The following is a 14,179-nucleotide window of genomic DNA, read 5'->3' as shown; positions in this document are numbered from 1 at the left end:
GCGCCCGTCAGGCGCGTGTCGCGCGCACGAGCACGAGGTGCTCCGGGAACAGCACGGGCACCTGCAGCCCGACCTCGGCCAGCACGCGGCCCGTGAGCCGCACGCCGTCGGGCGTCCACCACGGCAGCGACAGCCAGTGGCTCCCGAGGCCCTCGACGACGTCCCCGGGCGGCTGCGGCCGCACGTGGTACCTCGCGTCGGGGTCCAGCCCGGGGAACGTGAGCCGCCCCGTGGGCAGCGCGTCGGAGGTCGCGGTCGCGACGACGGCGAACAGCGCGTCGGAGCCGTCGGGCGCCACGACGCCGTGCACGTGGTGCGACGGGTCGGCGACGTCCGCGTGCACGCTCGTGCCGGTGTGCAGCAGCCCACGCAGGTCCTTGTAGGCGGCGACCCACGCCGCGAGCTCGGCCCGCTGCGCGTCGTCGGCCTCGCGCAGGTCCCACTCGATCCCCAGGTGCCCGAACAGCGCCGTGCCCGCGCGGAAGGACAGCGCGTGCCGTCGTCCGGTGCTGTGCGCGGTGCCGGACCCGACGTGCGCGCCGATCAGCTCGAGCGGGACCAGCAGGTTCGTCCAGCGCTGGATCTGCTGCCGCTCGAGCGCGTCGATGCAGTCGCTCCCCCAGATCCGGTCGGTGCGCTCCAGGATCTCCAGGTCGACGCGCCCGCCGCCCGACGAGCACGACTCGATCTCCACGCCGGGGTGCCGCGCGCGCAGCTCGTCGAGCAGGCGGTAGACGGCGAGCGTCTGCCCGTGCACGCCCGCGACGCCGGCGTGGCCCGCGTCGACGAGGTCGCGGTTGTGGTCCCACTTGAGGTACCCGATCGCGTACTCGGTGAGCAGCGCGTCGAGCCGTTCGAGGATGTGGGCGTACGCCTCGGGGTGCGCCAGGTCGAGCACCTGCTGGTGCCGGGCCGGGCGCGGGAGGCGCGACGGGACGCGCAGGATCCAGTCCGGGTGCGCCCGGGCCAGGTCCGAGTCGGGGTTGACCATCTCCGGCTCGACCCACAGCCCGAACTGCAGGCCCAGCCCGGTCACGTGGTCGACGAGGGGGTGCAGCCCGTCCGGCCAGACGTCGGCGGAGACGTACCAGTCCCCCAGCCCGCGCGTGTCGTCGCGCCGCGACCCGAACCACCCGTCGTCGAGGACGTAGCGCTCCGCTCCGATCGCGGCAGCGGCGTCGGCGAGCTCGGTGAGCCGCGCGAGGTCGTGCTGGAAGTACACCGCCTCCCACGTGTTGAGGGTGACGGGCCGGGGTGTGCGCGGGTGCTGGGGGCGTGCCCGCAGCCAGCGGTGGAACCGGCCCGCGAGCGCGTCGAGCCCGACGCCCCAGGACCCGTAGACCCACGGGCTCGTGTACGACTCCCCGGGGGCGAGTCGCACCTCCCCCGGGCTCAGCAGCTCGCCGCCGCCGAGCAGGCCGGCGTGGTAGTGGCTGCGCTCGGCGAGCGTGCGGTGGTTGCCGGACCACGCGGTGTGCACGCCCCAGACCTGCCCGCTGCGGTGCCCGAACGACGGCGTCCCGGCGACGAGCACGAACGCGGTGTCGTACCCGGTCCGCCCACGGCGGTTGTCGCGCAGCCGCGTGCCGTGGGTGAACGCGGTCCGCTGGGGGCTGCGCTCACGCGCCCAGCGTCCGGTGAAGTCGAGCAGCTCGGTCGCGGCGGCGGGCACGGGCAGCGTGAGCAGCAGCCCGTCGAGCGCGTACGGGTCGTCGGCGGCGTTGGTCAGCGTGCCGCGCTGCCGCACGAGTCCCTGCGCGGTGAGCTCGAGGACGAGCTCGAGCGCGAGCCCGGCGGCGTCGTCGGCGGCCTCGACGACGAGGCGCTGCGTCCCGTCGGCGGTGCGGTCCACGCGGTGCCCGACGAGGGTGAACGCCGTCGAGAAGTCGCGCCCGTCGCGCGACCCCGTCAGTCCGGGGGTGCCGAGGTGGCCGGCCGACTGCTCGGGCAGGACCGCGGCGGCCACCTCACCGTCGACGGGGAAGCCGATGGGCAGCGGGCGCGACGCGAACCGCAGGTCCGCCAGCACGGACGCGTCGAGGTCGCCGAGGTCGGCGCCCCAGTGCAGGACGCGCGGCAGCGCGCCGCCGGCAAGGTCGACGACGACGCTCACCTCGTCGGCTCGCAGGTGGAGGAGGTCGGTGGTCGGGCGGGTGACCGGGACGTCGGCGTCCCGCTGCGCGGTGCTCACCGGACCAGTCTGTCACGCGATTGACTTACTTTATTCAGTTGTCTAACAATGATCCCGGGTACCAGGCCGCCCCCTCGACCTCGCTCGGAGGTCGCCGGGCCGCTCGCGACGACGCGGGCGGGCACGCCGGGCCCGCGGACCCAGGAGCGCGCGTCGATGATCACCCAGGACCTCCCCGACGGCTGGACGCTGACCGCCGTCGCCGGCCCCGTCCCCGCCGAGCTCGTCGGCGTGCGCGTCCGGGCGCGCGTCCCGGGCACGAGCCACACCGCGCTGCTCGACGAGGGCCTGATCCCCGACCCGTACCTCGACCGCAACGAGGACGTGCTCGCCTGGATGCGACGCACCGACTGGGCGTACGAGCGCCAGCTCGACCTCGACCCGCCCGCCGACGACGAGCGCGTCGACCTCGTCTTCGGCGGGATCGACACCGTCGCGACCCTGACGCTCGACGGCCACGAGCTCGGCCGCACCGCCAACCAGCACCGCTCCTACCGCTTCGACGTGCGCGACCTGCTGCGCCCGGACACGCAGCGCCTGCGCGTGCTCCTGCACTCCGCGATCGTGCACGCCGAGTCGGAGGCCGAGCGCCTCGGCGCGCGCCCGCTCGCCTACCCGCAGCCCTTCAACATGGTCCGCAAGATGGCCTGCTCGTTCGGCTGGGACTGGGGACCGGACCTGCAGACGGCCGGGCTGTGGAAGCCCGTGCGCGTCGAGCGCTGGCGCACCGCGCGCCTCGCGCAGGTCCGCCCGCTCGTGACCGTCGACGCCGACGGCACCGGACGCGTGCGGGTGCACGCGGACCTCGAACGCTCGGGCCTGCCCGGCGGCGACCTCCCCGTCACCGTCCGCGCCCGCGTGCTCGGCGCCGACGTCACGGTCGTCGTCCCGAGCGACCGGTCTGCGGCGGTCGTCGAGCTCGAGGTCCCGCACGCACCGCTGTGGTGGCCCGTCGGCCACGGCTCGCAGCCGCTGCCCGAGCTCACCGTCACGCTCGGCACCACGAGCGCCGACGAGCCGCTCGACACGTGGACGCGCCGCATCGGCTTCCGCACGGTCGAGGTCGACACCGTCCCCGACGACGACGGCACGCCCTTCACGTTCCGCGTCAACGGCCGCCCGATCTTCGTCAAGGGCGCCAACTGGATCCCGGACGACCACCTGCTCACGCGGATCACCCGCGAGCGCCTGGCCCGCCGGCTCGACCAGGCGGTCGAGGCGAACCTCAACCTGCTGCGCGTCTGGGGCGGGGGCATCTACGAGTCCGACGACTTCTACGAGCTCGCCGACGAGCGCGGCCTGCTCGTGTGGCAGGACTTCCTGCTCGCGTGCGCCGCGTACCCCGAGGAGCAGCCGATCTGGGACGAGCTCGAGGCCGAGGCGCGCGAGAACGTCGCGCGCCTCACCCCGCACCCGTCGCTCGTGCTCTGGAACGGCGGCAACGAGAACCTCTGGGGCTTCGTGGACTGGGGCTGGCAGGAGGACCTGCAGGGCCGCACGTGGGGCTTCCGCATCGCGACCGACCTGCTCAAGCGCGTCGTCGCCGAGGTCGACCCGACGCGCCCCTACGCCGACGGGTCGCCCTACTCCCCCGGCTTCGCGCTCGACGAGGTCCACCCCAACCACCCCGACCACGGCACCCACCACGAGTGGGAGGTCTGGAACCGCGTCGACTACACGGTCTACCGCGACGACGTCCCGCGCTTCTGCTCGGAGTTCGGCTTCCAGGGCCCGCCGACGTGGACGACGCTCACGCGCGCGGTCCGCACCGACGACGGCGGTCCGCTCACCAAGGACGACCCGACGTTCCTCCTGCACCAGAAGGCCGAGGACGGCAACGGCAAGCTCGACCGCGGCCTCGCGCCCCACCTCGGCGTGCCCGACGACTTCGCCGACTGGCACTGGGCGACGCAGCTCAACCAGGCGCGCGCGGTCGCGTTCGCGATCGAGCACTACCGCTCGTGGTGGCCGCGCACGGCCGGGGCGATCGTCTGGCAGCTCAACGACTGCTGGCCGGTGACGTCCTGGGCGGCCGTCGACGGCGACGAGCGCCCCAAGCCGCTGTGGCACGCGCTGCGCCGTGCGTACGCGCCACGCCTCCTCACGGTCCAGCCGCGCGACGGCCGGGACATGCTCGCGGTCGTCAACGACACGGCCGGCATCTGGCAGGGCGTCGTCCACCTCTCGCGGCGCCGGCTCGACGGCACGACGCTCGCCGAGGTCGAGCTCGCGCTCGCCGTCGGTGCCTGGTCCGTGGGCCTGTTCGGCCTGCCGTCCGAGGTCGCGACCCCCGACGACCCCACCGGCGAGGTCCTCGTCGCCAGGCTCGGCGACGTGCAGACCGTCCACACGTGGGTCGAGGACGTCGACCTCGCCCTCGACCCGTCGCCCCTCGGCGCGACGGTGACGCCCGTGCAGGACGGCTACCGCGTCGACGTGACCGCGCGGTCGCTCGCGCGCTCGGTGACGCTGCACGTCGACCGGTTCGACCCCGACGCCGTCGTCGACACCGCGCTCGTCGACGTCCCCGGCGGCGAGACCGCGTCCTTCCACGTCCGCACCACCGTCCGCACCGACCCCGAGGCACTCACCCGCTCGCCCGTCCTGCGCACGGCCAACGACGTCGTCGTCCCCCGTGCGCCGCGGACGGCGGCCGGCGCCGCGCGTGACCTCGAGTCGTCCCGCTGACCTGCGCACGCCCGCCAGTACGCTGGCGGGCGTGACGCACGGCATGGATGCGGTCGGACTGGTCCTCGCCCGGCCTGCCCGGATGCTCGGCCTCGAGCCCTTCTTCATGGAGCTCATCGCCGGCATCGAGGAGTCGCTCGCGGTCGAGGGGCGCTCGTTGCTGCTGCACGTCGTCCCCGACCACGACGCCGAGATCGCCGCCTACCGGCGCTGGGGCGAGGGCAGGCTGGTCGACGCGGTCGTCGTCGTGAACCTCGCGCTCGAGGACCACCGCCTGGCGGTGCTGGGCGAGCTCGGGATCCCGACGGTCGTCGTCGGCGGACCGACGCCCGACCTGCCGTTCGCGAACGTGTGGATCGACAACGGCCAGGCGATGCGCGACGCCGTCGGCCACCTCGTCGGCCTCGGCCACCTGCGCCTCGCGCGCGTGTCGGGCCCCCGCACGCTCGCGCACACCCAGGCGCGGACCGAGGCGTTCGTCGCCGAGTGCGCACGCCTGGGCGCCCAGGGCAGCGTCGTCGAGGGCGACTACGGCGAGGAGTCCGCGACCCGCGCGACGCGTGCGCTGCTGGGCCGCGGCTCCCCGCCGTCCGCGATCATCTTCGACAACGACGTCATGGCCATCGCCGGCCTGCGCGTCGCCGCCGAGATGGGCGTGCCCGTGCCCGAGCGCCTGTCGCTGCTCGCCTGGGACGACTCGGCCCTCTGCCGCCTCGCGAGCCCTGCCCTGTCCGCGATGAGCCTCGACGTGCACGCCATGGGCGTCCAGGTCGCGGACTGCGTGCTCAACCTCCTCGCCGACGGCCCCGTCACGTCGTACACCGCGCCGCAGCCCCGGCTCGTCACCCGCGGCACCACCGCCCCACCTGCCCGGACGCCCTGACACCGCTTCGTGACCTGCGCCGCAAGGCGTCCACCTGCGCAGACACGTGACGGGTGGTTGGGTAGGAGGATGAGCACGGCGCCCGCCCCGGTCCCTGTCGACTCCGGAACGCTGAGCGCGGTGGCGCACGGCAGCTACTACGACCCTCACGGGGTCCTGGGTCCGCACGTCGGCGACGGCGGCGTCACGGTCCGCTCCCTGCGCCCGCTCGCCGACAAGGTCGTCGTGATCACCGCGGACACCCGCGTGCCCGCGCAGCACGAGCAGGACGGCATCTGGGTCGCGGTCCTCCCCGGCACCGACGTGCCCGACTACCGCATCGAGGTGACGTACGGCGACGACGTGCACCTGGCCGACGACCCGTACCGCTTCCTGCCCACGGTCCAGGAGCTCGACCGCCACCTCATCCGCGAGGGCCGCCACGAGCAGCTGTGGACCGTCCTCGGCGCCCGCGTCCGCACCTACCCCGGCGTCCTGGGCGAGGTCCAGGGCACGTCGTTCGCCGTGTGGGCCCCCAACGCGCAGGCCGTGCGCGTCATCGGAGACTTCAACTACTGGCAGGGCGCGACGCACGCGATGCGCTCGCTCGGCGACAGCGGCGTGTGGGAGATCTTCGCGCCGGGCGTCGGCGCCGGCTCGCGCTACAAGTTCGAGATCCTCGGCCGCGACGGCTCCTGGCGTCAGAAGGCCGACCCGATGGCCCGCGGCACCGAGGTCCCGCCCGCCACGGCCTCGGTCGTCGTCGAGACGAGCCACACGTGGTCCGACGACGAGTGGATGACCGCTCGCACCCAGCGCGACCCGCACACCGGCCCGCTGAGCATCTACGAGGTGCACCTCGGTTCGTGGCGCCAGGGCCTGTCCTACCGCGAGCTCGCGCACCAGCTCACCGAGTACGTCCTCGATCTCGGCTTCACGCACGTCGAGTTCCTGCCCGTGTCCGAGCACCCGTTCGGCGGCTCGTGGGGCTACCAGGTGTCGTCGTACTTCGCACCGACGTCCCGGTTCGGCCACCCCGACGACTTCAAGTTCCTGGTCGACACCCTCCACCGCGCCGGCATCGGCGTCATCATCGACTGGGTCCCGGCGCACTTCCCCAAGGACGAGTGGGCCCTCGCCCAGTTCGACGGCACGCCGCTCTACGAGCACCCCGACCCGCTCCTCGGCGAGCACCCCGACTGGGGCACGTACGTCTTCAACTTCGGCCGGTCCGAGGTCCGCAACTTCCTCGTCGCGAACGCCGTCTACTGGCTCGAGGAGTTCCACGTCGACGGCCTGCGCGTCGACGCCGTCGCCTCGATGCTCTACCTCGACTACTCGCGCCGCCCGGGCCAGTGGCGCCCGAACAAGTACGGCGGCCGCGAGAACCTCGACGCGATCTCCTTCATGCAGGAGGCCAATGCGACCGCGTACAAGCGCGCGCCCGGCATCCTCATGATCGCCGAGGAGTCCACCGCCTGGCCCGGCGTCACCGCACCCACCGACAGCAACGGCCTCGGGTACGGCCTGAAGTGGAACATGGGCTGGATGAACGACACGCTCCGCTACGCCTCGGAGCAGCCCGTCCACAAGCGGTACCACCACCACGAGGTCACGTTCTCGATGGTGTACGCCTACTCCGAGCGCTTCGTGCTGCCCATCTCGCACGACGAGGTCGTCCACGGCAAGGGCTCCCTGTACGAGCGCATGCCCGGCGACCACTGGCAGAAGCTCGCCGGTGTCCGCGGACTCCTCGCCTACCAGTGGACCCACCCCGGCAAGCAGCTGCTCTTCATGGGCAGCGAGTTCGCGCAGCAGACCGAGTGGGCCGAGTCGCGCTCGCTCGACTGGCACGCCCTCGACGACTCCCTGCACGCCGGCGTCCGCGACAGCCTGCGCGACCTCAACCGCGTCTACCGCGAGAACCCGGCCCTGTGGGAGCTGGACCACTCCCCCGAGGGCTTCGAGTGGATCGACTCGAACGACGCCGACCGCAACACCCTCGCGTACCTCCGCAAGGCCGTCGACGGACCGCCCGCCGCGGTCGTGATCAACTTCGCCGGCGTCCCTCACGAGGACTACCGCCTGGCCCTACCCTCGGGCGGCCGCTGGCGTGAGGCCTTCAACTCCGACTCGGAGAGCTACGGCGGCTCGGGCGTCGGCAACCTCGGCGCCGTCGACGCCGAACCCGTCCCCCACTACGGCCGCCCCTACTCGGCGTCCGTCCGCATCCCCCCGTTCGGCGCCGTCATCTTCGTCGCCGACGACTCCCCGACCGCCTGACCCACCGCACCAGAGACCACCGCCCGCACGGGACCCTCACGCCGGGCCGCCCCCAGAGGCTCCCGTCAGCCCCAAGACGTCCGCGACCCCCAACCGCCAGGCCATCCCCGGGCGCTGGACCTCGACCGGTTGGGACATGGACGCGCCGGCACTCGGGGCCGCACGCCGGGCGCCGTGTCTAGCCGATGAGGCCTGCTCGCACGCGCGCCGCAACGCCGTCGAGCTCGTCGCGGGGCCTGACACGCCAGTCGGCGACGAGCCCGAACCCGTCGCCGGGCGTCCTGGGGAACACGTGCAGGTGCAGGTGGAACACCTCCTGGAACGCCGCCTCCCCGTCCGCGAGGAACACGTTCAGCCCGTCGCACGGCACGTCCGACGCTCTCAGCGCCGCGGCCATCCTCCGCCCCACGCGGAACACCTCCTGGCCGAGCTCATCGTCGAGCCCGGCGAGAAACGGGACGTGCACCTTGGGGATGACGAGCAGATGGCCCGTGGTCACCGGTTACAGATCCATGAACGCGAGCACCCGGTCGTCCTCGTACACGGGGCTGCTCTCAACTGACCCCGACACGATCGCACAAGAACAGGCACTCCTCGCTCGTCATGCCTGCACCCTCCCGCACCGCTCCAGCGTCGCGCATGCCGATTGTCAGGGAGGACACCGGAACGATTGCCAGGGACGGCGCCGGCACGCAGCCACGAACGCACGGCGGTCACGACGATCCCCGCTGGGCTGGTGTTCCGTGGAATCGTTCGGGGAAACAGAAAGAGCCACCCCGTTGCTGGGGTGGCTCTTTCTGAATGGTGTCCGGCGGCGTCCTACTCTCCCACACCCTGGCGAGTGCAGTACCATCGGCGCTGAAGGGCTTAGCTTCCGGGTTCGGAATGGGACCGGGCGTTTCCCCTTCGCTATGACCGCCGTAACGTTGTCGAGTTGTCAAACGGGTTCCCGTTCGTCTCTCGGGAACCGCACAGTGGACGCGTAGCAATGAATGAGGTGGTGAAGTTGTCGGCTTATTAGTACCGGTCAGCTGCGAGGGTCGTTGGTCCCCTCTTCCACATCCGGCCTATCAACCCCGTGGTCTAGCGGGGTGCCTCTCGGGACGAGTCCCGTGGAAACCTCATCTTGAAGCAGGCTTCCCGCTTAGATGCTTTCAGCGGTTATCCCTTCCGAACGTAGCCAACCAGCCGTGCTCCTGGCGGAACAACTGGCACACCAGAGGTTCGTCCGTCCCGGTCCTCTCGTACTAGGGACAGCCCTTCTCAAGTTTCCTGCGCGCGCAGCGGATAGGGACCGAACTGTCTCACGACGTTCTAAACCCAGCTCGCGTACCGCTTTAATGGGCGAACAGCCCAACCCTTGGGACCTACTCCAGCCCCAGGATGCGACGAGCCGACATCGAGGTGCCAAACCATGCCGTCGATATGGACTCTTGGGCAAGATCAGCCTGTTATCCCCGGGGTACCTTTTATCCGTTGAGCGACGGCGCTTCCACAAGCCACCGCCGGATCACTAGTTCCGACTTTCGTCCCTGCTCGACCTGTCAGTCTCACAGTCAAGCTCCCTTGTGCACTTGCACTCGCCACCTGATTGCCAACCAGGCTGAGGGAACCTTTGAGCGCCTCCGTTACATTTTAGGAGGCAACCGCCCCAGTTAAACTACCCACCAGGCACTGTCCCTAGTCCGGATCACGGACCGAGGTTAGATGTCCAGAGCGACCAGAGTGGTATTTCAACGTTGACTCCACCGACACTGGCGTGCCGGCTTCACAGTCTCCCACCTATCCTACACAAGCCGCACCGAACACCAATACCAAGCTATAGTAAAGGTCCCGGGGTCTTTCCGTCCTGCTGCGCGTAACGAGCATCTTTACTCGTAGTGCAATTTCGCCGAGTTCGCGGTTGAGACAGCGGAGAAGTCGTTACGCCATTCGTGCAGGTCGGAACTTACCCGACAAGGAATTTCGCTACCTTAGGATGGTTATAGTTACCACCGCCGTTTACTGGGGCTTAAATTCTGAGCTTCGCCTTGCGGCTGACCCGTCCTCTTAACCTTCCAGCACCGGGCAGGCGTCAGTCCGTATACATCGTCTTGCGACTTCGCACGGACCTGTGTTTTTAGTAAACAGTCGCTTCTCCCTGGTCTCTGCGGCCCTTCACGCTCCCCGAGCAAGTCGGTTCACGCTTCAGGCCCCCCTTCTCCCGAAGTTACGGGGGCATTTTGCCGAGTTCCTTAACCACGATTCTCTCGATCGCCTTGGTATTCTCTACCTGACCACCTGAGTCGGTTTGGGGTACGGGCGGCTAGAACCTCGCGTCGAGGCTTTTCTTGGCAGCATAGGATCACCAGATTCCCGCATTCGCGGTCACCGTCAGCTCTCAGGCTCGTGAGGTGCGGATTTGCCTACACCTCGCCCTACGACCTTGGACGTGGACTACCATCGCCACGCTTGGCTACCTTCCTGCGTCACCCCTGTTAATACGCTTACCTACTACCGGTTCGGGTCCCGTGCTCCCCGGCCCGGTGCACCCGAAGGTGCGGTGGGCCGGCTCGGACGGTTAGCATCACCGGGCTCGGTATGGGCGGTTCTTCGCCGGTACGGGAATATCAACCCGTTGTCCATCGACTACGCCTGTCGGCCTCGCCTTAGGTCCCGACTTACCCAGGGCGGATTAGCCTGGCCCTGGAACCCTTGGTCATTCGGCGGACGGGTTTCTCACCCGTCATTCGCTACTCATGCCTGCATTCTCACTCGTGTGGCGTCCACCGCTGGGTTACCCCGCGACTTCGCCCGCCACACGACGCTCCCCTACCCATCCACACGACTGAACCACGAAGGCTTGTCGAACGTGTGAATGCCACAGCTTCGGCGGTATGCTTGAGCCCCGCTACATTGTCGGCGCGGAATCACTTGACCAGTGAGCTATTACGCACTCTTTCAAGGGTGGCTGCTTCTAAGCCAACCTCCTGGTTGTCTGTGCAACTCCACATCCTTTCCCACTTAGCATACGCTTAGGGGCCTTAGCTGGTGGTCTGGGCTGTTTCCCTCTCGACTACGGAGCTTATCCCCCGCAGTCTCACTGCCACGCTCTGGCTTACCGGCATTCGGAGTTTGGCTAACGTCAGTAACCTGGTGGGGCCCATCGGCTATCCAGTAGCTCTACCTCCGGCAAGAAACGCGTGACGCTGCACCTAAATGCATTTCGGGGAGAACCAGCTATCACGGAGTTTGATTGGCCTTTCACCCCTAACCACAGGTCATCCCCCAGGTTTTCAACCCTGGTGGGTTCGGGCCTCCACGCGGTCTTACCCGCGCTTCACCCTGCCCATGGCTAGATCACTCCGCTTCGGGTCTAGAGCACGCGACTGAATCGCCCTATTCGGACTCGCTTTCGCTACGGCTTCCCCACACGGGTTAACCTCGCCACGTACCACTAACTCGCAGGCTCATTCTTCAAAAGGCACGCCGTCACCCCTGCTAGGGAGGCTCCGACGGTTTGTAGGCACACGGTTTCAGGTACTATTTCACTCCCCTCCCGGGGTACTTTTCACCTTTCCCTCACGGTACTTGTCCGCTATCGGTCACTAGGTAGTATTTAGGCTTACACAGTGGTCTGTGCAGATTCACTCCAGGTTTCTCGGGCCCGGAGCTACTTGGGATCCCTCTCGGGAGGCCACGCCATTTCGTCTACGGGGGTACCACCCTCTGTGCCGGGCCTTTCAATGCCCTTCGACTATGACGCGACTTTCTGACTCCCTGCTGGTTCGGCAGAACCAGCTGAAAGGTCCCACAACCCCGCATGCGCAACGCCTGCCGGCTTGAACACGCATACGGTTTGGCCTGATCCGCTTTCGCTCGCCACTACTCACGGAATATCTCTTCCTGCCGGTACTGAGATGTTTCACTTCCCGGCGTTCCCTCCACACACCCTATATATTCAGGTGCGGGTCACACGACATGACTCGTGCGGGGTTTCCCCATTCGGACATCCTCGGATCACGGTTCGTTTGCCAACTCCCCGAGGCTTATCGCAGGCTACCACGTCCTTCTTCGGCTCCTAGTGCCAAGGCATCCACCCTGTGCCCTTATAAACTTGACCACAAAGATCATTCAAAGATGCTCGCGTCCACTGTGCAGTTCTCAAGCTACGACCGGGTGACTCACCTGTGACGTCCGAGCGCCTACCCCCGAAGGGCGGTTCGCTGGACCAGGCGGCCCGCAGGCCGACGCGCACCCACCCACCCGCAGGCAGATCAAGTGCGCGCACCGACCCCAAGGTCAACAACCTTCCGGCTGTTCCCTCAGGACCCAACAGCGTGCCAGGCCGACCCGATCACCCGGTGTGGATCTCCGTTCCCTCCCCACAGACAAGCTGCAGGCGTACTAGGAGCCACCGGAACCGAGCCGGCCGTAGTCGATGTTCCACCCTCGAGCACCACCCCCAGCACATCCGGCCAGGGCGTGGGCCTGGACACCACAAGCTCACCCATGACAGGCGAACCCGGTGCCAGATGCTCCTTAGAAAGGAGGTGATCCAGCCGCACCTTCCGGTACGGCTACCTTGTTACGACTTAGTCCCAATCGCCAGTCCCACCTTCGACAGCTCCCTCTCTTGCGAGTTGGGCCACTGGCTTCGGGTGTTACCGACTTTCGTGACTTGACGGGCGGTGTGTACAAGGCCCGGGAACGTATTCACCGCAGCGTTGCTGATCTGCGATTACTAGCGACTCCGACTTCATGGGGTCGAGTTGCAGACCCCAATCCGAACTGAGACCGGCTTTTTGGGATTCGCTCCACCTCGCGGTATCGCAGCCCTTTGTACCGGCCATTGTAGCATGCGTGAAGCCCAAGACATAAGGGGCATGATGATTTGACGTCATCCCCACCTTCCTCCGAGTTGACCCCGGCAGTCTCCCATGAGTCCCCGGCATAACCCGCTGGCAACATGGGACGAGGGTTGCGCTCGTTGCGGGACTTAACCCAACATCTCACGACACGAGCTGACGACAACCATGCACCACCTGTACACCGACCTTACGGGGAGCACATCTCTGCACTTTTCCGGTGTATGTCAAGCCTTGGTAAGGTTCTTCGCGTTGCATCGAATTAATCCGCATGCTCCGCCGCTTGTGCGGGCCCCCGTCAATTTCTTTGAGTTTTAGCCTTGCGGCCGTACTCCCCAGGCGGGGCACTTAATGCGTTTGCTGCGGCACAGAGCTCGTGGAATGAGCCCCACACCTAGTGCCCAACGTTTACGGCATGGACTACCAGGGTATCTAATCCTGTTCGCTCCCCATGCTTTCGCTCCTCAGCGTCAGTTGCGGCCCAGTGACCTGCCTTCGCCATCGGTGTTCCTCCTGATATCTGCGCATTCCACCGCTACACCAGGAATTCCAGTCACCCCTACCGCACTCTAGTCTGCCCGTACCCACTGCAAGCCCCAGGTTGAGCCTGAGGTTTTCACAGCAGACGCGACAAACCGCCTACGAGCTCTTTACGCCCAATAATTCCGGACAACGCTTGCGCCCTACGTATTACCGCGGCTGCTGGCACGTAGTTAGCCGGCGCTTCTTCTGCAGGTACCGTCACTTGCGCTTCTTCCCTGCTGAAAGAGGTTTACAACCCGAAGGCCGTCATCCCTCACGTGGCGTCGCTGCATCAGGCTTTCGCCCATTGTGCAATATTCCCCACTGCTGCCTCCCGTAGGAGTCTGGGCCGTGTCTCAGTCCCAGTGTGGCCGGTCGCCCTCTCAGGCCGGCTACCCGTCGTCGCCTTGGTAGGCCATTACCCCACCAACAAGCTGATAGGCCGCGAGCCCATCCCTGACCGAAAAACTTTCCAGAAACCCGGATGCCCGGGCCTCTCATATCCGGTATTAGCGACCGTTTCCGGTCGTTATCCCAGAGTCAGGGGCAGGTTGCTCACGTGTTACTCACCCGTTCGCCACTGATCAGACCAGCAAGCTGGTCGTCACCGTTCGACTTGCATGTGTTAAGCACGCCACCAGCGTTCGTCCTGAGCCAGAATCAAACTCTCCGTAAATGTCTACATGGCACCGACCCACCGAAGCAGGCCAGCAACCGACACACGAAACAGTCCCGAAGGACCAATCAGATTCGGCTGTTCACGAGAAGACCCGACCCACGGGGTGG

The 14,179-nt window shown here is 67.7% G+C and carries 5 protein-coding genes and 3 rRNA genes; 3 read left to right on the top strand and 5 right to left on the bottom strand.

Going from position 1 to position 14,179, the window contains the following annotated elements:
• Positions 1 to 7 precede the first annotated feature (7 nt).
• On the bottom strand, positions 8 to 2,191 hold the full coding sequence (locus tag GXP71_RS02055) for an alpha-galactosidase (protein ID WP_162351284.1): 2,184 nt from the start codon (positions 2,189 to 2,191) through the stop codon (positions 8 to 10).
• Between the two features lie 156 nt (positions 2,192 to 2,347).
• Here GXP71_RS02055 and GXP71_RS02050 point away from each other — a divergent pair, with 156 nt between their 5' ends.
• The 3 genes from GXP71_RS02050 to glgB all read left to right on the top strand — a co-directional run bounded on the left by GXP71_RS02050 (position 2,348) and on the right by glgB (position 8,024).
• Positions 2,348 to 4,879, top strand: a complete 2,532-nt coding sequence (locus tag GXP71_RS02050) for a glycoside hydrolase family 2 protein (RefSeq protein WP_162351283.1) — start codon at positions 2,348 to 2,350, stop codon at positions 4,877 to 4,879.
• A gap of 31 nt (positions 4,880 to 4,910) precedes the next feature.
• Complete coding sequence (locus GXP71_RS02045) at positions 4,911 to 5,762, top strand: LacI family DNA-binding transcriptional regulator (RefSeq protein WP_235843346.1); 852 nt, start codon at positions 4,911 to 4,913, stop codon at positions 5,760 to 5,762.
• 69 nt (positions 5,763 to 5,831) lie between these two features.
• The gene (gene glgB, locus GXP71_RS02040) at positions 5,832 to 8,024 is read left to right on the top strand and encodes a 1,4-alpha-glucan branching protein GlgB (RefSeq protein WP_162351282.1); all 2,193 of its coding nucleotides are present in this window, start codon (positions 5,832 to 5,834) and stop codon (positions 8,022 to 8,024) included.
• A 178-nt stretch (positions 8,025 to 8,202) separates the two neighbouring features.
• Here glgB and GXP71_RS02035 read toward each other — a convergent pair whose 3' ends face one another.
• The 4 genes from GXP71_RS02035 to GXP71_RS02020 all read right to left on the bottom strand — a co-directional run bounded on the left by GXP71_RS02035 (position 8,203) and on the right by GXP71_RS02020 (position 14,069).
• Entirely contained in the window at positions 8,203 to 8,523 is a 321-nt protein-coding gene (locus tag GXP71_RS02035) for an HIT family protein (RefSeq protein ID WP_202924319.1), read from the bottom strand.
• A gap of 307 nt (positions 8,524 to 8,830) precedes the next feature.
• Positions 8,831 to 8,947 (bottom strand): 5S ribosomal RNA (gene rrf / locus GXP71_RS02030).
• A 74-nt stretch (positions 8,948 to 9,021) separates the two neighbouring features.
• Positions 9,022 to 12,126 (bottom strand): 23S ribosomal RNA (locus GXP71_RS02025).
• A 423-nt stretch (positions 12,127 to 12,549) separates the two neighbouring features.
• A 16S ribosomal RNA gene (locus GXP71_RS02020) occupies positions 12,550 to 14,069 on the bottom strand.
• Together the 16S, 23S and 5S rRNA genes form the textbook arrangement of a ribosomal RNA operon.
• Positions 14,070 to 14,179 lie beyond the last annotated feature (110 nt).

Source organism: Cellulomonas sp. H30R-01 (assembly GCF_010119915.1).
In the GTDB taxonomy this organism is placed as follows: Bacteria; Actinomycetota; Actinomycetes; order Actinomycetales; family Cellulomonadaceae; genus Cellulomonas; species Cellulomonas algicola.
The sequence above is the reverse complement of the archived record's forward strand: the minus strand, read 5'-3'. Positions and strand labels throughout refer to the sequence as shown.